This is a genomic window from Oceanospirillum sanctuarii, from assembly GCF_002150805.1.
GTDB classification, from domain to species: Bacteria; Pseudomonadota; Gammaproteobacteria; order Pseudomonadales; family Halomonadaceae; genus Oceanospirillum; species Oceanospirillum sanctuarii.
Map to the genome: position 1 here is coordinate 595,836 of NZ_MTBA01000004.1, position 21,415 is coordinate 617,250.

Consider the following 21,415-nt stretch of genomic DNA (forward strand, 5'->3'; position numbering starts at 1 on the left):
CGTTTCTTATCTTCTGTCGTAACAGGACATAGCCATGCTGCAGGAACAGGCAAAAGCTGCTCATAAAGTCACCCTGATTGGTGCCGCTCTGGATGCCGTACTGGGTGTCGCCAAGATTATTGTTGGTTGGATCAGCAACTCTCACGCCCTGATCGCCGATGGTATCCACTCCTTGTCTGACCTGCTGACCGATGCCCTGGTGATTGTGGTCACTCACTATGGACGACAGGAACCGGATAAAGACCACCCCTACGGTCATGCCCGTTTTGAAACCATGGGCACGCTGGTTCTGGGTAGCCTGCTGATCGCCGTAGCAGGGGCGATCTCTTACGACAGCCTGATCAGACTCTGGCAGGCAGAAAACCTGGCTATTCCTGGCTGGCCTGCATTAGTGGTCGCGGCGGCTTCTATTCTGGGTAAAGAGTGGATTTTCCACTACACCATGCGGGTTGCGCGCAAGATTAAGTCCGATCTTCTGGTCGCTAACGCCTGGCACAGCCGAAGCGATGCGCTCTCCTCTATCGTGGTGTTTATCGGTATCGGCGGCACCATGATGGGCTATCAATGGCTGGATCAGGTCGCCGCTCTGATTGTCGGTCTTATGGTGGCCCATATCGGTTGGAAGCTGATGTCCGACAGCATCAAAGAACTGGTGGATACTGCGCTACCGGAAGAAGAAACCCGGGAAATGCTGCGTCATGCCGAGAGCATCAACTGCGTTAAAGCGATCCACAGCTTGCGCACCCGTAAGATGGGTTCTCAGGTGTTTCTGGACATCCATATTGAGGTTAATCCACGTATCAGTGTTTCTGAAGGCCACCAGATTGGCGTTAAGGTCACCCAGATGATTCGGGAGCATCACCCTGAAGTAGCCGACGTTACCTTCCATATCGATGCAGAAGATGATTCCGATAATAGCCTGCCGCCGCTGGATGAGCTGCTACCCTTAAGAGAAGAGATTATTGAACAACTGCAGTACGCGTGGCGCTCTTTGCCCATTGAATTCAAAGCGGATCAGCTGGTGCTGCACTATCTGAATAACCGGATCGATATCGATCTTTATCTGGCGGATTGCCTTCCGGTGACGCTGTCAGAAACGATACTGAAACAGCATCTTGAGGATAAAGCCTGGCTGGGGCAATTAAGGGTCTGGCAGCGAAACTAAAGCAGACTTCAACTGGCACTAAATATCCCTGAGGAAAAAACGTCTATTTAATCTGGCAGACAGCTTATATAATTCTGAATACAGGCGGCTTTAGATACAGAGTGATATAAAGAGAGTATTCCGCCGCATCCACAGAACAATCGACAGTAATACTCTGCAAAACGATTATAAGATTGCGAACGGCATCTAAGGAGCCATCATGAGCAGCGCAAATGAAATGAATAAAACCCGCGTCATCAACGAACTACGTCAGTTCATTAAAAAGCTTCTGCAGGACCCGGAAATCATCCCGGCTTCACTTGAAGTTGCCCGTAAACACTATGGCACTCAGAATGCTTCTGCAGTTATCGCCAGCGAAATCAGCGGCCTGACCAGTGTAAAAATCCCGGATGATCCGGAAGATTTCTCCGACGCAGATCGTCTGTTTCTGGAAGTGCTGAAAGAAGTGATGGATGAAGAGCAGGCGATGTACTGATCGCTAATTCCTAGAATCACATCCATAAAAAAAGCCGAAGACAACCTTCGGCTTTTTTTGTTTCTGGCTTTCTGAGGCCAGACCATCAGCTTCTCTCGAAGATGAATATCTAACGACGGACAAAGTAGTAATAATCCATCTCAGGCACAGGCACACCGAAAGCGACCAGCGCGGCAGAGATTTGCCCGCGATGATGAGTGCCGTGGTTAAACACATGGATCAGCAGATCTCCCGTGTTTAACTTACAAGGCTCATCAGACAGATTACGGAAAGCAATATCCTGAGTCAGGCGACGCTCAGTCAGCGCCGCGCAGGTTTTAAACCAGTTATCACACTGGCCTAACAGGGCGGTTTCAAGAGCTTTAGCATCCTGCTCAATTTCATGACCCAGGTTGTTAACCGTATAAGGGACACCCTCAAGGCGGGCATACCAGAGCTGATCAACCAGCAACAAATGGTTCAACGTCCCGTGGACACTGCCAAAAAACAGATCCGTCGGCTGACGGTACTGCTCTTCAGTTAACAGGGAGACTGATTCAAACAGCTTCTCCGTCGCCCAGCGGTGATAACGGGATAGTTTAGCCAGATGTTGTTGCATGACTTATTACTCTTCTGTCTCAGCCATTGTCCACTTAAGGCCACCATTCACTGCCGATGGAGTATATACGCGCTTCACAGCTTTAGTGCCATCAGATGCTAATCCAGCAACACTTTTCGCGGTAATCACACCGTTCGCAACACCTAATGTATCCAGATTTGAATACGTTCCGGTTGTTACAGCTGACGGGATATTATTAGAGCCTGCATCACAATCTGCAGCAGCATTCATCTGCATACACACAGATACAGCTGTCTTATAGCCATCAACAATAGAATCAAGCTCAGTAAGCTTAGCTTGCTTCGTGTAATCCTGATAAAGCGGAGTACCCACTGCCGCCAAAATACCGATAATCGCCACTACAATCAGAAGCTCTACCAGAGTAAAACCCTGTTGCGCTTTAGCTGCTGCTTTATTAATTGTCTTCATTCTAATCATCCTTAAGTTGGTGAAACCTGCCCATAAGGTGGTAACCTGATTCAGCCTGAACAGAAACCGACTAACACCTGTGTCAGTAAAATATCAAAAGGGCAGTTTAGGCAAGGAGCCCTTTTGTTACAATAGGTAAATTTTTAAAAGTTTATATTTTCTATTTCTTTTCTGACACATCGCAAATACCCTGTGACATCCGGCAGAAATACGCTGATGACATCGATTAAGGAGAGCCCAGTGACGCTAGGTGGAATCGCCAAACGACTGATCATGGAAGGCATTATCAGTGAAGAGCGGGCGCAGACTATCGCCGATGAGGCTAAAAAACAGGAAACCTCCTTTCTGCAATACGCGGCGGCCAATAACAAGGTCGCGCACAAGGCGCTGGCCTTGGCGGCAGCCCGTGAATTCGGCGTGCCTTTTCTGGATCTCTCTGCCTTTGATCGAGAACACTTCCCAAAGGATCTGGTGAGCGAAAAGCTGATTCGTCACCACATGGCACTCCCGCTTTATCGTCGGGGCAGTAAGCTGTTTCTGGCGATCGCGAACCCAACCAACCTTGCCGCTGTTGATGAAATTCAGTTCCAGACGGGCCTCAACACAGAGGCGATTCTGGTGCCTTACGACCAGCTGGCAAAAGCGGTAGACGCCTATCTGGAAGGTGATGAGGAAGCCCTCGCCCGCCTTGAAGATGAAGATATTGAAAGTCTGGATATCTCCACGGAAGACAGCAGCCGGGCTAACGAAGATTTTTCCAGCGGTGCCGACGATGCGCCTATCGTTAAATTCGTGAATAAGGTGCTGTTAGATGCCATTAAGATGGGATCTTCTGATATTCACTTAGAGCCCTACGAGCGTAGTTTCCGCATCCGTTACCGCACCGATGGCATCCTGCATGAAGTGTTGAAACCGCCCTTTAATCTGCGCCACCGCATCACCAGTCGTCTTAAGGTGATGGCTCATCTGGATATCTCAGAGCGTCGGGTTCCTCAGGATGGCAGCATCAAACTGAAAGTATCCAAAACCCGCACCATCGATTTTCGTGTGAATACCTTGCCGACACTTTGGGGTGAAAAGGTTGTACTTCGTGTGCTGGATTCCGGCGCAACCCGAATGGGTATCGATGAGCTGGGCTTTACCGAAGCACAGAAAAACGCTTACGAGAAAGCACTGGCTCAGCCTCAGGGGATGATTCTGGTGACCGGCCCTACCGGTAGCGGTAAGACTGTTACCCTCTATACCGGTCTGAATATCCTAAATACGCCGGAGCGCAATATCTCAACCGCAGAAGACCCGGTAGAGATCAATCTGGAAGGGATCAATCAGGTTAACGTCAATCCTAAGGTAGGGCTCGATTTTGCTGCGGCACTGAGGGCTTTCCTGCGTCAGGACCCTGACATTGTGATGGTTGGTGAGATTCGGGATTTGGAAACCGCCGAGATCGCTATCAAAGCCGCTCAAACCGGCCACCTTGTGTTATCGACTCTGCACACCAATAGTGCTGCAGAAACCCTGACCCGTCTGAATAACATGGGTATTCCTGCCTTCAATATCGCAACCTCTGTCAGTCTTATTATTGCCCAGCGCCTGGCTCGTAAGCTGTGCAGTAGCTGTAAAGCTCCGGCCAATATTCCTGAGCAGATTCTGGTGGATGCAGGCTTTAAAGCGGATGAAGTTCAAAGCCTCAAGCTGTTTGAACCTGTGGGCTGTGAGCTATGCAACAGTGGCTATAAAGGACGGGTCGGCATCTACGAAGTGATGCCGGTGACCACAGAGATCTCACGGATGATTCTGGATGGTGCTAATGCCCTTGAGATCAGCCAGCAGGCTTTAAAAGAAGGTTACCCCAGCCTGAGAGCATCTGGTCTCGATAAGGTACGCTCCGGCGCAACAAGTCTGGCAGAAATTAACCGGGTCACTCAGGACTAAATCAGAGGGATCTGGAGGTAAGGCACAATGGCGACAAAACCGGAAAAAAGCAAAAAACAGCAGTACCACGTTTTCAGCTGGAAGGGTAAAGACAATCAGGGACAGCCGGTAAAAGGTGAGCTGCAGGCACTGAACCTGAACCTCGCAAAAGCCCAGCTCAGAAAGCAAGGTATTACCGCAGAAAAGATCCGTAAAAAAACACCGGCTCCTTTCGGATTGGGTGAAAAGAAGATCACCACTCGTGAAATCACCCTCTTCACCCGTCAGCTTTCCACCATGATTCGGGCGGGCGTACCTCTGGTCCAGTCTCTGAACGTGGTTGCCGAAGGGCTGGAGAATCCGGCCATGCAGAAGATTATTCTGAATATCCGTAACGAAGTGGCTGACGGTAATATGCTCAGTATGGGACTGCGCAAACACCCTAAATACTTCGACAAGCTGTTCTGTAACCTTGTTGAGGCTGGCGAACGCTCCGGTTCGCTGGATGCCATGCTGGATCGGGTTGCCATCTACAAAGAAAAAACTGACCGCATCAAGGCCAAGATTAAAAAAGCCCTCTACTACCCCGTTGCTGTGATGGCAATCGGAGTTGTGGTCATGTTGATTCTGCTACTCAAAGTGGTGCCTCAGTTCGAGTCTCTGTTTAACAGCTTTAATGCTGAGTTACCGATGATCACTCAGGTGGTTATTGATCTGTCAGAGTTTGTACAGCAATGGTGGTGGCTGATTATCGGCATTCTGGTGCTGACACCAATTCTCTTGATCAGAAGCTATAAGTCCTCAGAGCTATTTGCCTACCGGGTCGATGCCCTGACCTTGCGCCTACCCGTGATCGGCCAGATTGTCAGAAAGTCCTCTATCGCCCGTTTTTCCAGAACGCTATCGACTTCGTTTACCTCTGGTGTCCCTCTGGTTGAGTCTATGGCGGCCGCTGCCGGCGCTGCCGGTAATCGTGTTTATTCCCGTGCGGTCTTTCAGGCAAGGGATAATATTTCCGTTGGCCAACAGCTGAACTTTGCTCTGAAAACCACCCATGTTTTTCCGGCTATGGTGACCCAGATGGTTTCTATCGGTGAAGAGTCCGGCTCTCTGGATACCATGCTCGATAAGGTTGCGGGATTCTACGAGGAAGAAGTGGATGATGCCGTTGAGGGTATGACCACCCTTCTGGAACCTATCGTGGTCGCCGTCTTGGGCGTTATGGTGGGCGGTCTGGTACTGGCGATGTATCTGCCAATCTTCAAAATGGGTAGCCTGTTCTGATGAGCGAACTGATTCAACTTCTGGAAAGCTCACCGCTACTGGCGATCACTTTCCTGCTGATTATCGGCCTTTTGATCGGCAGTTTTCTTAATGTGGTGATCTATCGTCTGCCACTGATGATTGAGAATGAGCTGGCAGAACAGTGCCAGTTACTGACGGATTCGAGTGTTACTCAAGCTACAGATCTAGAAGCCGAAGAAAAAAGCTTTAACCTTGCCAGGCCGAACTCTCATTGCCCGCACTGCAAGGTGCCCGTAAAAGCCTGGCAGAACATTCCTGTAATCAGCTATCTACTGCTTAAAGGGCGCTGTCAGGCCTGTAAAACGCCTATATCACTACAGTACCCGCTGACTGAAATTACCGCAGCCTTACTGGCTGTTATCAGCTGGCTGTTATTTGGCTTCAGCCCACAGGGCATAGCTCTGTTTACTGTCAGCCTTGTGCTTCTGGCCCTTAGCATTATCGACTTTAAGACCTTTCTGCTACCGGACCGCTTAACCTTACCGCTACTCTGGGCTGGCCTGCTTTACCAGACGCTCTATCAACCCGGCGAGCTATCTGCAGCTATTTGGGGAGCCGCACTTGGCTATCTGACACTTTGGCTGATCTACTGGTTATTCAAACTGGTTACAGGTAAGGAAGGCATGGGTTATGGCGACTTTAAACTATTGGCTGCATTAGGCGCCTGGCTGGGGGCAACCATGTTGCCCGCCCTAATGCTGATGAGCGCCCTAAGCGGCCTGATCATTGGACTGCTCTACAAAGCACTGAATCGAGATCATCAAGGTGGAGTTCCCTTCGGCCCCGCTTTGGCGCTTTCCGGCTGGTTCTGTCTAGCATTTCCTGATACCGTGCGCTCCATTATGGCTCAGTTATTTCTGTAAATTCCCGGCAGAAATTTAACCTTATAGCCAACTGTTAATCATCCCGACAGATAAAACTTATGCAGAACAAAAAGCTCATCATAGGACTGACCGGCGGAATCGGTTCCGGTAAAACAGCCGCTTCTGATTATTTTGAAACTCTCGGTATCTGTGTGGTCGATGCTGATGTTGAAGCCCGTAATGTTGTTGAGCCTGGTACAGAGACGCTGGAAAAAATTAGGCAGCATTTTGGCTCTGACGTACTGAATGAGGATGGCAGCCTGAATCGCCCCTGGTTGAGGGATAAGGTATTCCAAAATCCGGAAGAGAGAGTCTGGCTGGAATCCGTTACCCACCCTGCAATCCGACAGTGTATTGTGGATAAACTGGCAGCATCCGAGTCACCTTACAGCATTCTGGTTTCGCCTTTGCTGTTTGAAAGCGGTCAGGACAAACTCACCGACAGAGTGCTGCTTATAGATGTTCCGGAAACCCTCCAGATTGAACGTGCAAGCCGAAGAGACCAGAACAGTGAAGCGCAGGTAAAAGCGATTTTAAAAGCCCAGCTATCCCGGGAGGACCGACGTAGCAAGGCGGATGATATTATTATCAACGATCAGGATCTGGGTTATTTGCAGGCTGAATGCCTGAAACTGCACAAGTACTATCTATCTCTGGCAAGTAGCTGACCCATAAAACGACTTGTCATAAGCCACCGGCTATCACAACAGCAAGCCACACATAGCTCTGTTAAAATATCGGACACAGTTCAGGAAGGGTCGATCAGTGACGACCTTTTTCCGATACGGATAAACTGTCCTGAAACGCATTAGAAAGCAGCTAAACGGATAAAACACGATGTCGAAAAAACCTCTCACCGTAAAATGCCCCACCTGTAAAACCGACGTTATCTGGGGTGAAGAAAGTCCGCATCGTCCATTCTGTAGTGATCGTTGCCGTTTGATTGACCTTGGCGAATGGGCCAGTGAGAGTCATAAAATTGCCGGTGAATCTGCCTTTGATGAGGCAAGCAGCGACCTGATGGATCTCTATCCGAAGGATTAAATACTTTATCAGTAAAGGGACACGGCTAAGGACACTTAGCCAAACAGTTCACTGAGAGCAATCTGCTTAGCCCCCCATTAAACGATCTATTAAGAAGTACAGGCAAAAAAATACCCGCACTTGTTATACAAGGCGGGTATTTTTCATTCGGACTGGCAGGTTCGCGTTTAATCAGCCTGCTTTATTTTGCGGCCAAAAGGCACGAATACCAGCAACACCCTGACCACCCAGACCACGGGTACGACGGATATCTGCACGACCCAAGCCTCCGAGAGCATAAACAGGCATAGGCACAGGTTCGACCGCCTCATGGAATGCCTGCCAGCCAATGGGTTCAACACCCGGATGACTTTCGGTTTCCTGAACCGGACTTAAAGTCGCAAGGTCTGCATTCAAAGCCAAAGCAGCCTGAAGCTGAGCCTTATTGTGGCAGGCGCAGGAGAGCCATTTGGCAGCAGGAACAGGACGACTGGCGTAATGGGAAAGACGGTCAGATGTCAGGTGAATACCGTCGGCATCGACACGCTCCAGCATCGAAGGCTCAGCATTCAGAATCAATCGTGCACCTGCAGCCTTAGTCAGCTCTAAAGCCGCCGCAGCACGTTTTGCATATTCATCTTCAGGCAAACCATGGGCACGTAGCTGGACCAGCTCAACACCGGTATTTAGTGCAGACTGTAGCTTCTCAAGCCAATCTTCTTCGCTATCCGCATCACCAGTGATCATGTAGTGATCGGGTAGGCGCAGCGCCTTAAGAATCGGCTTGTTGGCTTCAGGAAAGCTGTACTGAGCCAGATCCTGCTCTTTCACCCAGCGTACAGCCTGACCTTCACGGCCGTAGGCTTCACCGGAAAATGCTTCAACCTGCCAAACATCCAGAAGCACAGCGCGCTCTGGGTATCGATGATGCACACGAATCAGAGGCGATGCGCTTTCAATGCGAATACCCACTTCTTCACACAGCTCGCGATCCAGTGCCTGACGACCTGTTTCATAGGGAGCCAACTTACCGCCGGGAAACTCCCATAAACCACCCTGATCAACAGTAGCAGGACGACGGGCGATGAGAATTTCACCTTTTTCGTTACGCACAACAGCAGCGGCAACATGAAGATGCTTGGGCATAGGGCACCTGTATTTCATAAATTCTAAAACAAAAAAGTGAGGTACCTATTAGTGACTGCGGCTCTTGATGCCCACTAATCTGTACCTCACCCTCTATGATCATCCTGGCTTTCCTATCAGGAAACACAGGATGCTGATCCTTTAACAGCTGATAAAAGCTGGCTTAGCTACGGTAGTCCGCGTTGATGCTGACGTAGTCATGGGAAAGATCTGTTGTCCAAACCGTTTCCGAAACATCACCTCGAGCCAGATCGATACGGATTGCGATGTTTTCTTTAGCCATCACTGCCGCACCAGCTTCCTCTGTGTAAGCTGAACAGCGGCCACCATTTTCAACAATCTGCTCGTCACCCAGCCAGATATTGATCTTATCAACATCCAGCTGCTCAACATTCGCACGACCTACTGCAGCCAGAATACGACCCCAGTTAGCGTCACTGGCAAACAGCGCTGTTTTAACCAGAGGTGAATGGGCAACCGTGAAGGCCACATCAAGTGCTTCTTCATCATTGCCAGCGTGGGTCACTGTGATCTCTACAAACTTGGTTGCACCTTCACCATCTTTAACAATGGCATGTGCCAGAGGCTGTGCCACGCTATCCAACGCTTGCTGGAAAGCTTCAACAGCTGCAGCATCATCCGCTTTGATTTCAGCGGATGCGCCAGTAGCAACCAGCATACAAGCATCGTTAGTCGAGGTATCGCTATCAATGGTAATACGGTTGAAAGAGCGATTCGTCGTAGTCGTCAACATCTGCTGAAGCAGCGCCTGATCAATCTTAGCATCCGTTGCAATATAGCCCAGCATGGTCGCCATATTCGGCTTAATCATACCGGAGCCTTTAGAGATACCGCTGATTTTGACGGTCTGGCCATTGATCTCGACAGTCGCAACAGCACCCTTAGGACGCGTATCCGTTGTCAGGATACCTTCTGCAGCCAAGGCCCAGTTATCTTCCGCCAGATTAGCAATCGCATCGGACAGCACCGCTTCAATTTTCTCAACCGGCAGAGGCTCACCAATCACACCAGTAGAAAATGGCAGCACTTCGAAATCCTGTACGCCTGCCTTTTCGGCCAGAGCAGAACAGCAACGAGTAGCATTTACCAAGCCGGAAGGGCCAGTCCCTGCATTCGCATTGCCAGTATTAACCAGAAAGTATCGTGGCGTCGCTTTCTCCAGATGCTTTTTAGCAACCTGTACAGGAGCTGCACAGAAAGCATTTTTGGTGAAAACGCTGGCGACAGTAGCACCTGCAGGACATTCAATAACCACAACATCTTTGCGGCCGGGCTTTTTAATGCCCGCACTGGCTACGCCTAAACGTACACCAGAGATGATGTTAAATACCGGCAATTCCGATGGGCCAACAGCCATGACCACACTCCTCAATTCACAAATGTCGACTTGATCGCGACAACTAATAACGCACCATAATCAAAGCAATGAGGTTAGCTTAGCTTTCCGTGACACTGCTTGAATTTTTTGCCTGAACCGCATGGGCAAGGCTCGTTACGGCCAACTTTACGGCCTTCACGCACAAAAGGTTGAGCTGCATTTTCATCTTGCTCAGTAGATGTGTCTTCAGAGCCCATTGCACTGCTTTCAGCATGCTGGTATTGATAAGCCTGCTCCGCCTGAGCTTCACGACGACGACGCTCCATCTCTTCAACATCAGATTCCTGCTGAACCTGAACATGACTCAGAATACGGATCGCATCGTGCTTGATATTACCCAGCATATCCTGGAACAGTTCAAAAGATTCTCGCTTATATTCCTGTTTCGGGTTCTTCTGAGCATAACCTCGCAGGTGAATACCCTGACGCAGGTGGTCCATCGCAGCCAGGTGCTCTTTCCAGCGGGTATCCAGAACCTGCAGCAGAACCTGCTTCTCGAACTGACGAATGGTACCTTCACCAACGTGAGCTTCTTTAGCCCGATACACGTTGGTCAGTTCTTCCAGAATCTTCTCACGCAGGCTGTCTTCAAACAGCTGCTGGTCTTCATCCAGCCATTGCTGGATCGGCAGACGCAGTGCGAACTCAGCTTCCAGGTGCGACTCAAGTCCAGCGACATCCCACTGTTCAGGCATACTCTGAGGCGGGATAAAGGTGCTGATCGCATCATTAAGTACGTCACTGCGGATAGAATCAATAATCTCAGCGATCGATTCACTTTTCAGTACTTCTTCACGCTGCTGATAAACAACAGTACGCTGATCGTTCGCGACATCATCGTATTCAAGCAGCTGCTTACGAATATCGAAGTTACGGCCTTCAACTTTGCGCTGGGCTTTTTCAATCGCGTTGGTCACCATGCGGTGCTCAATAGCTTCGCCATTTTCCATACCCAGAGCCTGCATGAAACCACGCACTCGCTCAGAGGCAAACAGACGCATCAGGTCATCTTCAAGCGACAGGAAGAAACGGGTAGAGCCCGGGTCACCCTGTCGTCCGGAACGACCACGCAACTGGTTGTCGATACGACGGGATTCATGACGCTCAGAGCCGATCACATGTAGACCACCGGCATCCAGAACAGCATCGTGACGCTGTTTCCATTCAGTTTTGATCTTATCGATCTGCTCCTGAGACGGGGAATCCAGCTGCTCGATCTCATTTTCCCAACTACCGCCCAGCACGATATCAGTACCACGGCCAGCCATGTTGGTAGCGATGGTTACAGCACCCGGACGACCTGCCTGAGCAATGATGTGGGCTTCTTTATCGTGTTGCTTAGCGTTCAGTACGTTGTGCTTCACACCAGCCTTTGTCAGCAAGCGACTCAGATACTCAGATGCTTCAATGGATGCAGTACCCACCAGAACGGGACGCTGACGCTCAACTTCATACTTCACATCTTTGATGATGGCGTTGAACTTCTCTTCCATAGTCAGGAAGATCAGGTCATTCAAATCCTGACGCAGAATCTCTTTATTAGTCGGAATAACGACAACATCCAGACTATAGATTTGACGGAATTCGAATGCTTCTGTATCTGCAGTACCTGTCATACCAGACAGTTTGTCATACAGACGGAAGTAGTTCTGGAAGGTGGTTGAAGCCAGAGTCTGACTCTCGTTCTGGATAGTCACACCTTCACGAGCTTCCACCGCCTGATGCAGGCCTTCAGACCAGCGACGGCCGGGCATAGTACGACCGGTATGCTCATCAACGATAACAATTTCATTATCCTGCACGATGTAATGCACATCACGCTGGAACAAAGTATGGGCACGCAGACCCGCGTTGATGTGATGCAGAAGTCCCAGGTTCGCAGGCGCATAAAGGCTTTCACCCTCAGGCAGCAGACCTTTCTCAATCAGCAGGTCTTCAACAAACTGGTGACCATCTTCTGTCAGCTCGACAGAACGGTGCTTCTCATCCTTGGTAAAGTGGCCTTCACCACCTTCTTCAACGCATTCCTGCAGCTTTGGAATCAGCTCATTGATTGTACGATACATCTCAGAGCTGTCTTCAACAGCACCGGAAATAATAAGCGGTGTACGTGCTTCATCGATCAGGATGGAGTCAACTTCATCGACAACAGCAAAGTGCAGTTCGCGCTGAACACGATCCTCGAGACTGAACGCCATGTTGTCACGCAGGTAATCGAAACCAAATTCGTTGTTGGTGCCATAAGTGATATCACAGGCGTAAGCACCGCGTTTCTGTTCAGGCGTCATACCCGGCACAGAAACACCAACAGTCAGTCCCAAAAATTCATATAGCGGACGCATCCATTCAGCATCACGACGAGCCAGGTAATCGTTCACAGTAACAACGTGAACACCTTTACCCGGCAGGGCATTCAGGTATACAGCCAGAGTCGCTACCAGTGTTTTACCTTCACCGGTACGCATTTCAGCGATCTTACCGGAATTCAGAGCCATGCCACCGATCAACTGAACATCAAAGTGACGCATTCTCATAACACGGGAACTGGCTTCACGGCAGACCGCAAAGGCTTCAGGAAGGAGAGAGTCTACGTTTTCGCCATTTTCAAGACGTTGGCGGAATTCTGGAGTTTTAGCCTGTAGCGCTTCATCAGTGAGGGATTTGATCTGATCTTCAAGACTGTTAATAACATTAACTGTCTTTCTCAACCGCTTCAGTTCACGGTCATTCTTACTGCCGATAATTTTTTTTAATAGTGATGCAACCATGTTCTTTCTTCAGCTTTGAGAACGCATAAGAGCGTTAAGGCACGGAAAAATAAAAAAATTCTGCCCGCATAGTAACACGTACTTATGCGGGCAGAAATGATTCAAGGCGGGGTTTATCGACTGGCGCGATAAATAAACTTGGCAGGGTCCATGGAACGCCCCCTGTGCCGAACTTCGTAATGGACATGAGGGCCGGTTGATCGTCCACTACTTCCCATCAGCGAAAGAACCTGTCCTTTACTGACAATATCACCGGGCTTAACTAGAGCTTTTTTGTTGTGTGCGTAACGGGTGGTGTAACCATCACCGTGATCAATTTCAACCAGAAGACCGTAACCGTAACGAGGACCTGCCCAAGTCACAACACCAGCAGCAACAGCGATAACATCTGAGCCATCTTTACCGGCAAAGTCGACGCCTTCGTGCCACGCGATTCGACCTGTAAATGGGTCGGTACGCTTGCCATATTTAGAGGACAACCAACCTTTTTTGATAGGGCGACCAGCAATAAAGACGTCATCCTGAATCTTACGGCTACCCAGAAGTGATTCGATAACCTGTAGCTGTTGCTCACGATCATCAATAGTGCGAGCCAGTTCATCGATAGTAGATACAAAGTCATCTACTTCAACACTAACGCCCATCTCCATAGCTTCCGGACCACCAACGGGTGGAGTTCGATCAAAATCAAACTCGCCCTCTTCAAGATCTGCTATATGGGTCAGGCGTTTACCAAGAGCGTCAAGGCGAACCAAACGCGCCTGAAGCTCTGCAATACGAACCGTCAGGGCATCAAGTTGCTCCTGAGAGTTACGACGCAGAACATCGATATCTTCTTTCTGCTGACGAATATCATCCAGCCATTCCTGAGCTGACTCTTCTGTCAGTAACGGAGACTCGTCATTCAGAGCCAAATACAAGCCAACGCCACCAATAGTAAGTGGTACAGCAATGAATACCGTCAGTAAAAGCCCCATCATCCAACCAGGGATGTGTAGGTTTTTAGACGCTGAATGGCTATCATTGAAAATTACGATATTCATCAAACCAACCTTTACTATTTCCGTATACTAAATACTTTTTTACTTGACCCATTAACAGGCACAGTATATGCGATCACACCGCTCGACAAAACGCCTTAATGAGATTATTAACAAAGAAAATACCTTACTGGCAAAGCTGTTTCACAAAGCAGATGTTCTGCAACAGTTAGATACAGATATTACCTCTCTTTTGCCAACAACCTTTGCCGGAAAAGCCAAAGTGGCAAACATTAACCGACGGGAAGTCATTATCCACATCACAACGGCAGCTTTATTGACCAGACTCAGGCTTCAGCAGAGACAAGTGATGCAAAAAATAAACCAACGCTTCTCCTGGGCTCAGATCGAAAAAGTAACCATTAAAGTACGGCCTGAAAAAATTCAAAAAGAAGCGCTAGTCAGGCCAAAGCCAAACCGCTCAGAACAGATCGCATTAGAGGTTGAGCTGGCCGCAGAACAATGCAGCGATATCTCACTAAAAGAGAGCCTCAGCAAGCTCGCCAGCCACATACGTAAGCCCGGGTAAAAGTTTATTACATCAAATCACAGGCATAAAAAAACCTCCTGATCAGGAGGTTTTTTATTAGAGCAACAAATCAAACTGCGGCTGCAGGCTTCATATAAGAAATCGGGGACTTCTCAGACTCTTCAAAAGTCACTACATCATAGCAGTCTTCATTCATCAGCAACTCACGAAGCAGCTTGTTGTTCAAGCCATGCCCCGATTTTATGCCTTTAAACTCACCGACCAAACCATAACCAAGCAAGTAAAGATCACCAATGGCATCCAGAACCTTGTGACGCACAAACTCATCTTCGTAGCGCAAACCATCTTCATTAAGAATACTGTATTCATCAACAACGATAGCGTTATCCATGCTGCCGCCTAACGCCAGATTCTTAGATCGAAGAAATTCAATATCCTGCATAAAACCAAAAGTACGCGCACGACTCACTTCTTTTACAAAGGAAGTGCTTGAAAAGTCGATAGAGATATCCTGACGCTGAGAAGCAAATACCGGATGGTCGAAGTCAATTGCAAAAGAAACCTTAAAGCCATCGTAAGGCACAAAAGAGGCACTCTTGTCGCCCTCATCAACAACTACCGGCTTCTTAATGCGAATAAACTTCTTCGCCGCTTCCTGCTCCTGAATTCCTGCAGATTGAACCAGAAATACGAAAGGGCCAGAACTACCATCCATGATAGGTACTTCCGGAGCGCTTACTTCAACATAAAGGTTATCGATCCCCAAACCAGCCAATGCAGAAAGCAGGTGTTCAATAGTACCGACTTTGACATCGCCATTAGAGATCGTCGTCGACATTGTCGTTTCACTAACATTTGTCGCCGTAGCCTGAATTTCAACCACAGGGTCTAAGTCAGTGCGTCGAAACACGATACCTGTATCAACAGCGGCAGGGCGTAAAGTCAGATAAACCTTTTCACCGGAGTGAAGACCAACACCAGTTGCCCGAATTGTATTTTTAAGTGTCCGCTGTCTAATCATGCTTTTAACTGTCATCTTCTGGGTGAGAAATTGCTGACATTTTAACAGAAAGCTGCACATACTAACCACAAGCTTTGTTGCAGTTTTGTGCAGCTTTTGTCACAAATCGACTAAAAAATTAATTACAGCCATCGCTAAATTAAATTAATCGGCTTGTCGGCGCAGGAATGCAGGAATATCCAGATAATCCATATCAGACTTGTTCTCAGCCTGTTTTTTTACTGCTGCTGCATCCTGACCTTTACGATTAATGGCAGGCTGACGATCCAGCTTAGTATAGTCAACAGGAGCTCCTGACTGAGGCTTAGCCGTAGTAGTCGTTACAGCTGGTTTAGAAGCCTGTGTAACACGATCCTGCTCAAGGCCAGCAGCAACAACAGTTACCTTAACCTCATCACTGGTATCCATCTCAGGATCAATAGAAGTACCAATCACAACGGTTGAGTGCTCAGATGAGAACTCATCCAGAAGGTCACCAACTGCTGTAAACTCACCAATAGAGAAGTCAGCTCCAGCCGAAATATTTACCAGAATACCTCGAGCATCACGCAGATCGATGTCTTCAAGCAGCGGACTACGAATAGCCTTCTCAGTCGCCTCAATCGCACGATTTTCACCACTGGAAGTACCAGTCCCCATCATCGCCATGCCTTTTTCAGACATAACAGTTCGAACATCAGCAAAGTCGACGTTGATCATACCTGGACGGGTAATCAGGTCAGCAATACCCTGAACAGCACCTAAGAGCACATTGTTTGCCTCACCAAAGGCCTGTAACAGACTGGTATTTTTGCCTAGGGCAGTCAGGAGCTTCTCATTGGGAATAGTAATCAGTGAGTCAACATGCTCCGACAATGCCTGAATTCCCTGATCCGCAATCGCCATACGCTTACGGCCTTCAAACGGGAATGGCTTGGTAACAACAGCCACAGTCAGAATACCTAGCTCACGAGCCACCTCTGCGATAACAGGTGCACCACCAGTACCGGTACCCCCACCCATGCCCGCAGCAATAAAGACCATATCAGATCCGTTCAAAAGCTCTGCAATACGCTCACGATCTTCAAGAGCTGCCTGACGGCCTACCTCAGGATTAGCACCTGCCCCCAGACCTTTAGTCAGCTCACTACCCAGCTGCAGAATACTTTTAGCTTCAACTTTCTTCAGAGCCTGAGCATCTGTATTGGCAACAATAAAGTCCACGCCTTCAACATTGTGTCGAAGCATGTGCGTTACTGCGTTACCACCACCGCCACCAACACCAACTACTTTGATGACAGCATTGGCGTTTGCTGCATTATCTAAAATCTCGAACATATCTCAGTCTCCTCAAACGCACTTAACGCAGCTCATCAGAAGTTGCCCTTAAACCAGCCTCTGATTTTATCAACGATGCTTGTATCATCAGCCTGCACAGATGACTGCTCCTCGACATAGGTTGCTCGGGATGACGCTGTAGCCCCCGTATTCTCCAACCCATATACCAGCAGCCCAACACCCGTCGAATAGATCGGGTTCCCTACAACATCTGATAATCCCTTGATGTTATTCGGCGAAGCGACCCGCACCTGCATGTGGAAGATCTCTTCAGCAAGCTGAACGACTCCTTCCATTTTAGAAGTCCCACCAGTCAGAACGATACCGGCAGGGATCAGGTCTTCATACCCACTGCGACGAATCTCATCCAGAACCAGATTAAACAGCTCTTCATAACGAGGTTCTACCACCTCAGCCAGACGCTGTCTTGATAACTCCTGCGGGGCACGTTCACCGACACTGGGCACCTGAAATACATGATCTTCACTCGCCAGCTGCGTTAATGCGCACGCATATTTTATTTTAATCTCTTCCGCATTCTGCGTCGGCGTACGCAACGCCATCGCAATATCATTCGTGACCTGATCACCAGCAATCGGAATCACAGAGGTGTGCTTGATAGCACCTTCAGTGAAGATAGCGATATCCGTGGTCCCGCCGCCGATATCAACCAAACACACACCTAAATCACGCTCATCCTCATTCAGAACAGCGTAGCTGGACGCTAGCTGCTCAAGGATGACGCCATCCACTTCCAGACCACAGCGAGCAACGCATTTAACGATATTCTGAATAGCGTTAACTGCTGCAGTAACCAGATGAACCTGCACTTTAATTTCACGACCCGACATCCCCAGAGGCTCTTTTATGCCTTCATGAAGATCAATCGTGTATTCCTGAGGAATAACGTGGATAATTTCCTGATCGGTCGTGATACGTGATGTTGCTTTTTCCCGTGCTGAACTGACAACACGATCAATATCGTCTTCTGTCACTTCCCGGTTAGATGTCGAAGCAACACCATCGGAATTCATACTGCGAATATGGCTACCAGCAATACCCACATATACCGAATGAATATTACAGCCTGCCATCAGCTCTGCTTCTTCAACAGCACGCTGAATTGAGAGAACCGTGGATTCGATGTTGATCACAACACCTTTCTTCAAACCGCGGGAAGGATGAGAACCTATGCCTACAATTTCCACTTCGCCATCTGGAGTCAGATGACCAACAATGGCAACGATTTTTGATGTTCCGATATCAAGCCCGACAACCATATTGTTGTTCGTCATATTTGCAGCCATAAGCCGGGCATTCTCCTCAAAGCGTCAACGTAAACCATAAAATAAAACTAAAGAAATCCAGAGCTCTGCCGTAGATTATAAATTCTATTGCAACCATTCAACAGAAAAACCGTTAGGATATCGCAGATCAATCAGGCGAACCTCTTCCCAACGGGCCTTCAGACTGGAATGTACGGCACTAATTCGTTCCAGTCGTTCAAACGTCTGTTCTTTTCCCAGCAACAACCATGGGCCATCCTCAATGTGGACAGACCATGCTCCGTGTCTTGCTAATGAAACAACATCCACACTGAGTTCTGAAACAAGAAGGCGTTCCCGCAACTTCTCATAAAACACCCAAACTTCTTTCTCACTTCCGGGTGGCCCGGCAAGTTTCGGTAAGTCACTGAAATCAGGGCGTGTAGCCGGAAAAAAGGCAACTAGATTAGAGTCAAGCAGGCCATTTTGCAACCAATTTGCAACGGGCTGTTTTTCCGTAACTGCAACCTCTATTTGCTCAGGCCAGACTCGCTTTACCTGAGCCTCTGCAACCCAAGGCAGTGACTCAACGCCTTTCTTGACTTCATTCATATCTGAAGCCAGAAAACCTGACGCCAAAGTGTCCGCTAAAACAAATTGCAGACGCTTTTTTTCCACATGATCAATTGTCCCTAAAACGCGAACACCATCAACCGGCCAGAAAAAAAGAGGCTGAATCAGCTTATATCCAGCTACCAGTAAAACAAATACTCCAGTTAATACAAGAGGGTTTAACCAATTGATACGCCCCGGCAAATTAAACACACAACCTCCGGCTTAATAAAAAGCGCAATTAAAAGCCATAACGTTGTTTCGCAGCCTGAATAACCGCTAACACTAACTCAGGGAAACTATATCCCTTCGCTTTTGCCGCCATCGGCACCAAACTGTGATCTGTCATTCCCGGTAAAGTATTAACTTCAAGCAGCTGAGGTTGACCCTCTTCATCCATCATCAGATCCACACGCCCCCAGTCCTGGCAACCTACCGCATTGAAAGCTTCTAATGACAGCGCCTGTATCGCTTTCTCCTGCTCATGGGATAAACCGCAAGGCAGCAGATAGCGGGTATCATTCACCAGATACTTGGCTTCGTAATCATAGAATTGGTGATTGGTCTCCAGACCAATAACAGGCAAAGCCTCACCGTTCAGGATCGCCACAGTGAATTCTTTACCGGTAACCCATTGCTCAACAAAAACACAACTATCAAGATCAGCCGCCTTGGCTACTGCAGCCTGAAGTTGATCCAGACGGTCAACCTTAGACATACCAATGCTAGAACCTTCATGGGCTGGCTTAACCATCAACGGCTTACCATCCAGCTTCTGCCAAACTTCTTCAAGATCAGTAGAAGCATCAATCCAGCAATAACCCGGAGTTGGCAGTCCTAAAGTCTGCCAGACCTGCTTGGTTTTCAGCTTATCCATCGCCAGAGCAGAGCCCAGAACACCGCTGCCGGTATAAGGAATACCCAAGCATTCTAGCAATCCTTGAATGGTGCCATCTTCACCACCACGACCATGCAGCGCAAGAAATGCGATATCAAAATTTGCCTGCTGCAGCTGAGGCAGCCAGTCACCGGTCTTATCGATATCAATACCGATAACATCAACATCAACGCTCTTCAGTGCAGCGATAACCGCACTACCGCTTTTCAGAGAAACTTCCCGTTCCGCTGAAGTGCCACCATACAGGACAGCTACACGCAGCGATGTACTCAAATGCTGAAAATTACTCATCGCCACTATCCTCCAGACCTTCTGCTGCCAGACTAACCGCCAGACCACCAATATCGCCGGCACCTTGCATCAGCAGAATGTCACCATCCTGAAGTACAGATTTGAGCACAGACTTGAGCTCAGCCTTCTCCGGCAAAAATACAGGTTCAACCTGACCACGCTCACGAATGCTTCGGCTCAGAGCCCGACCATCAGCTCCCGGAATAGTCTCCTCGCCTGCGGCATAAACCTCCATCAAAAGAAGTTTATCAACACCGGAAAGAACCTGAACAAAGTCTTCATAGAGATCACGGGTACGACTGAAACGGTGCGGCTGATACACCATCACCAGACGTTTATCCGGCCAGCCACTGCGAACCGCTTTAATGGTCGCTTCAACTTCAGTTGGGTGATGACCGTAATCATCCACCAGCATCGCCTGACCACGTTCGTGCTCCAGTTGTCCCAGAATCTGGAAGCGTCGACCAACACCATCAAAACGAGCGAGGCCAGCTACAATGGCGTCATCGCTTACACCTTCATCAGTTGCCACAGCAATCGTTGCCAGTGCATTCAGGGCATTGTGTCGGCCTGGCATATTCAGCGAGATCTGAAGATCAGCATGACCGTCAGGGCGAATCGCAGTGAAGCTGATCTTCTGCCCCTGCTGACTGAAATCAGTGATACGGTAATCCGCATCATCACTGAAGCCATAGGTCAGGATTGGTCGACTGATCTGAGGAATCAACTCACGCACCACAGGATCATCAACACAGATCACCGCCAGACCGTAGAAAGGCAGGTTGTGTAGAAAATCGATAAAGGTCTGTTTCAGCTTGCTGAAATCACCGCCATAGGTGGACATGTGATCGGCATCGATATTAGTCACAATCGCAACCATTGGCTGCAGGTGTAGGAAAGAAGCATCACTTTCGTCAGCTTCAGCCACCAGATAACGGCTTTCGCCCAAACGGGCATTACTACCGGCACTATTAAGGCGACCACCAATAACAAAGGTCGGGTCAAGCTCACCTTCTGCCAGAACCGTCGCCATCAGGCTTGTAGTAGTGGTCTTACCGTGAGTACCAGCCACAGCAATACCGTGACGGAAGCGCATCAGTTCAGCCAACATCTCAGCACGACGAACGATAGGAGTACGACGCTGAACCGCATAAGCGATTTCAGGGTTATCAGTGTTGATCGCGGTCGAAACCACAACCACATCAGCACCATAGACATTACTTTCATCATGACCGATAAAGACTTCGGCCCCCAAATCCAGCAAACGCTGCACACTGGCTGACTTTTTCAGATCAGAACCCGAAATAGAATAACCCTGATTGAGAAGAACCTCGGCAATACCACACATACCTACGCCGCCGATACCAACAAAATGAATCCGACGAATACGGCGCATTTC

The 21,415-nt window shown here is 48.7% G+C and carries 20 protein-coding genes; 8 read left to right on the forward strand and 12 right to left on the reverse strand.

The annotated features are described in order from the left end of the window. Positions 1–34: 34 nt before the first annotated feature. Positions 35–1,165, forward strand: coding sequence for a cation diffusion facilitator family transporter (locus BV405_RS09615; RefSeq protein WP_086480642.1), 1,131 nt, complete (start codon positions 35–37; stop codon positions 1,163–1,165). A 199-nt stretch (positions 1,166–1,364) separates the two neighbouring features. Further along, positions 1,365–1,640 (forward strand): hypothetical protein, encoded by a 276-nt coding sequence (locus tag BV405_RS09620; RefSeq protein WP_086480643.1) that lies wholly within the window; start codon positions 1,365–1,367, stop codon positions 1,638–1,640. A 109-nt stretch (positions 1,641–1,749) separates the two neighbouring features. On the opposite strand, the gene BV405_RS09625 is transcribed toward BV405_RS09620, so the two are convergent. Both BV405_RS09625 and BV405_RS18005 read right to left on the reverse strand, forming a co-directional pair. Further along, complete coding sequence (locus BV405_RS09625; protein ID WP_086480644.1) at positions 1,750–2,238, reverse strand: DinB family protein; 489 nt, start codon at positions 2,236–2,238, stop codon at positions 1,750–1,752. A gap of 6 nt (positions 2,239–2,244) precedes the next feature. After that, a complete protein-coding gene (locus BV405_RS18005; protein ID WP_086480645.1) occupies positions 2,245–2,667 on the reverse strand; it encodes a pilin in 423 nt (140 codons plus the stop codon). 216 nt (positions 2,668–2,883) lie between these two features. Between BV405_RS18005 and pilB the strand changes: the two genes are divergently transcribed. The 5 genes from pilB to yacG all read left to right on the forward strand — a co-directional run bounded on the left by pilB (position 2,884) and on the right by yacG (position 7,790). Beyond that, complete coding sequence (gene pilB, locus BV405_RS09635) at positions 2,884–4,599, forward strand: type IV-A pilus assembly ATPase PilB (RefSeq protein WP_086480646.1); 1,716 nt, start codon at positions 2,884–2,886, stop codon at positions 4,597–4,599. Positions 4,600–4,626: 27 nt separating this feature from the next. After that, positions 4,627–5,862 carry a type II secretion system F family protein gene (locus BV405_RS09640; protein WP_086480647.1) on the forward strand — a complete coding sequence of 412 codons (1,236 nt, stop codon included), beginning with the start codon at positions 4,627–4,629 and terminating at the stop codon, positions 5,860–5,862. Beyond that, entirely contained in the window at positions 5,862–6,746 is an 885-nt protein-coding gene (locus BV405_RS09645; protein WP_086480648.1) for a prepilin peptidase, read from the forward strand. The genes BV405_RS09640 and BV405_RS09645 overlap by 1 nt, the downstream gene beginning before the upstream one ends. Before the next feature lie 59 nt (positions 6,747–6,805). Next, positions 6,806–7,414, forward strand: coding sequence for a dephospho-CoA kinase (gene coaE / locus BV405_RS09650; RefSeq protein ID WP_086480649.1), 609 nt, complete (start codon positions 6,806–6,808; stop codon positions 7,412–7,414). 169 nt (positions 7,415–7,583) lie between these two features. Continuing rightward, positions 7,584–7,790, forward strand: a complete 207-nt coding sequence (yacG, locus tag BV405_RS09655) for a DNA gyrase inhibitor YacG (RefSeq protein WP_086480650.1) — start codon at positions 7,584–7,586, stop codon at positions 7,788–7,790. A gap of 171 nt (positions 7,791–7,961) precedes the next feature. Here yacG and BV405_RS09660 read toward each other — a convergent pair whose 3' ends face one another. The 4 genes from BV405_RS09660 to BV405_RS18010 form a co-directional block, all read right to left on the reverse strand. Beyond that, on the reverse strand, positions 7,962–8,915 hold the full coding sequence (locus BV405_RS09660) for a Nudix family hydrolase (protein WP_086480651.1): 954 nt from the start codon (positions 8,913–8,915) through the stop codon (positions 7,962–7,964). A gap of 163 nt (positions 8,916–9,078) precedes the next feature. Next, positions 9,079–10,293, reverse strand: a complete 1,215-nt coding sequence (argJ, locus tag BV405_RS09665; RefSeq protein WP_086480652.1) for a bifunctional glutamate N-acetyltransferase/amino-acid acetyltransferase ArgJ — start codon at positions 10,291–10,293, stop codon at positions 9,079–9,081. 74 nt (positions 10,294–10,367) lie between these two features. Next, on the reverse strand, positions 10,368–13,082 hold the full coding sequence (secA, locus tag BV405_RS09670) for a preprotein translocase subunit SecA (RefSeq protein WP_086480653.1): 2,715 nt from the start codon (positions 13,080–13,082) through the stop codon (positions 10,368–10,370). A 113-nt stretch (positions 13,083–13,195) separates the two neighbouring features. After that, on the reverse strand, positions 13,196–14,125 hold the full coding sequence (locus tag BV405_RS18010; protein ID WP_086480654.1) for a M23 family metallopeptidase: 930 nt from the start codon (positions 14,123–14,125) through the stop codon (positions 13,196–13,198). Between the two features lie 67 nt (positions 14,126–14,192). Between BV405_RS18010 and BV405_RS09680 the strand changes: the two genes are divergently transcribed. Then, positions 14,193–14,651: a DciA family protein gene (locus tag BV405_RS09680; protein WP_086480655.1), complete on the forward strand. Its 459-nt coding sequence runs from the start codon at positions 14,193–14,195 to the stop codon at positions 14,649–14,651. A 70-nt stretch (positions 14,652–14,721) separates the two neighbouring features. Here the strand turns inward: BV405_RS09680 and lpxC are convergent, their stop codons facing one another. From lpxC to murC, 6 genes are all read right to left on the reverse strand, one after another. Continuing rightward, the gene (gene lpxC, locus BV405_RS09685; RefSeq protein WP_086481153.1) at positions 14,722–15,633 is read right to left on the reverse strand and encodes a UDP-3-O-acyl-N-acetylglucosamine deacetylase; all 912 of its coding nucleotides are present in this window, start codon (positions 15,631–15,633) and stop codon (positions 14,722–14,724) included. Positions 15,634–15,777: 144 nt separating this feature from the next. Then, entirely contained in the window at positions 15,778–16,950 is a 1,173-nt protein-coding gene (gene ftsZ, locus BV405_RS09690) for a cell division protein FtsZ (protein WP_086480656.1), read from the reverse strand. 35 nt (positions 16,951–16,985) lie between these two features. Further along, a complete protein-coding gene (ftsA, locus tag BV405_RS09695) occupies positions 16,986–18,257 on the reverse strand; it encodes a cell division protein FtsA (protein WP_245832288.1) in 1,272 nt (423 codons plus the stop codon). Between the two features lie 84 nt (positions 18,258–18,341). Further along, positions 18,342–19,040: a cell division protein FtsQ/DivIB gene (locus BV405_RS09700; protein ID WP_086480657.1), complete on the reverse strand. Its 699-nt coding sequence runs from the start codon at positions 19,038–19,040 to the stop codon at positions 18,342–18,344. Positions 19,041–19,068: 28 nt separating this feature from the next. Next, positions 19,069–20,016, reverse strand: a complete 948-nt coding sequence (locus BV405_RS09705) for a D-alanine--D-alanine ligase (RefSeq protein ID WP_086480658.1) — start codon at positions 20,014–20,016, stop codon at positions 19,069–19,071. After that, positions 20,009–21,412 (reverse strand): UDP-N-acetylmuramate--L-alanine ligase, encoded by a 1,404-nt coding sequence (gene murC / locus BV405_RS09710; RefSeq protein WP_245832311.1) that lies wholly within the window; start codon positions 21,410–21,412, stop codon positions 20,009–20,011. Before murC ends, BV405_RS09705 begins: the two co-directional genes overlap by 8 nt. Positions 21,413–21,415: the final 3 nt, after the last annotated feature.

Coding starts and splice junctions, on each gene's coding strand:
- BV405_RS09615 (WP_086480642.1), top strand. CDS start 35: ATGCTGCAGGAACAGGCAAAAGCTGCTCATAAAGTCACCCTGATTGGT.
- BV405_RS09620 (WP_086480643.1), top strand. CDS start 1,365: ATGAGCAGCGCAAATGAAATGAATAAAACCCGCGTCATCAACGAACTA.
- BV405_RS09625 (WP_086480644.1), bottom strand. CDS start 2,238: ATGCAACAACATCTGGCTAAACTATCCCGTTATCACCGCTGGGCGACG.
- BV405_RS18005 (WP_086480645.1), bottom strand. CDS start 2,667: ATGAAGACAATTAATAAAGCAGCAGCTAAAGCGCAACAGGGTTTTACT.
- pilB (WP_086480646.1), top strand. CDS start 2,884: ATGACATCGATTAAGGAGAGCCCAGTGACGCTAGGTGGAATCGCCAAA.
- BV405_RS09640 (WP_086480647.1), top strand. CDS start 4,627: ATGGCGACAAAACCGGAAAAAAGCAAAAAACAGCAGTACCACGTTTTC.
- BV405_RS09645 (WP_086480648.1), top strand. CDS start 5,862: ATGAGCGAACTGATTCAACTTCTGGAAAGCTCACCGCTACTGGCGATC.
- coaE (WP_086480649.1), top strand. CDS start 6,806: ATGCAGAACAAAAAGCTCATCATAGGACTGACCGGCGGAATCGGTTCC.
- yacG (WP_086480650.1), top strand. CDS start 7,584: ATGTCGAAAAAACCTCTCACCGTAAAATGCCCCACCTGTAAAACCGAC.
- BV405_RS09660 (WP_086480651.1), bottom strand. CDS start 8,915: ATGCCCAAGCATCTTCATGTTGCCGCTGCTGTTGTGCGTAACGAAAAA.
- argJ (WP_086480652.1), bottom strand. CDS start 10,293: ATGGCTGTTGGCCCATCGGAATTGCCGGTATTTAACATCATCTCTGGT.
- secA (WP_086480653.1), bottom strand. CDS start 13,082: ATGGTTGCATCACTATTAAAAAAAATTATCGGCAGTAAGAATGACCGT.
- BV405_RS18010 (WP_086480654.1), bottom strand. CDS start 14,125: ATGAATATCGTAATTTTCAATGATAGCCATTCAGCGTCTAAAAACCTA.
- BV405_RS09680 (WP_086480655.1), top strand. CDS start 14,193: ATGCGATCACACCGCTCGACAAAACGCCTTAATGAGATTATTAACAAA.
- lpxC (WP_086481153.1), bottom strand. CDS start 15,633: ATGATTAGACAGCGGACACTTAAAAATACAATTCGGGCAACTGGTGTT.
- ftsZ (WP_086480656.1), bottom strand. CDS start 16,950: ATGTTCGAGATTTTAGATAATGCAGCAAACGCCAATGCTGTCATCAAA.
- ftsA (WP_245832288.1), bottom strand. CDS start 18,257: ATGGCTGCAAATATGACGAACAACAATATGGTTGTCGGGCTTGATATC.
- BV405_RS09705 (WP_086480658.1), bottom strand. CDS start 20,016: ATGAGTAATTTTCAGCATTTGAGTACATCGCTGCGTGTAGCTGTCCTG.
- murC (WP_245832311.1), bottom strand. CDS start 21,412: ATGCGCCGTATTCGTCGGATTCATTTTGTTGGTATCGGCGGCGTAGGT.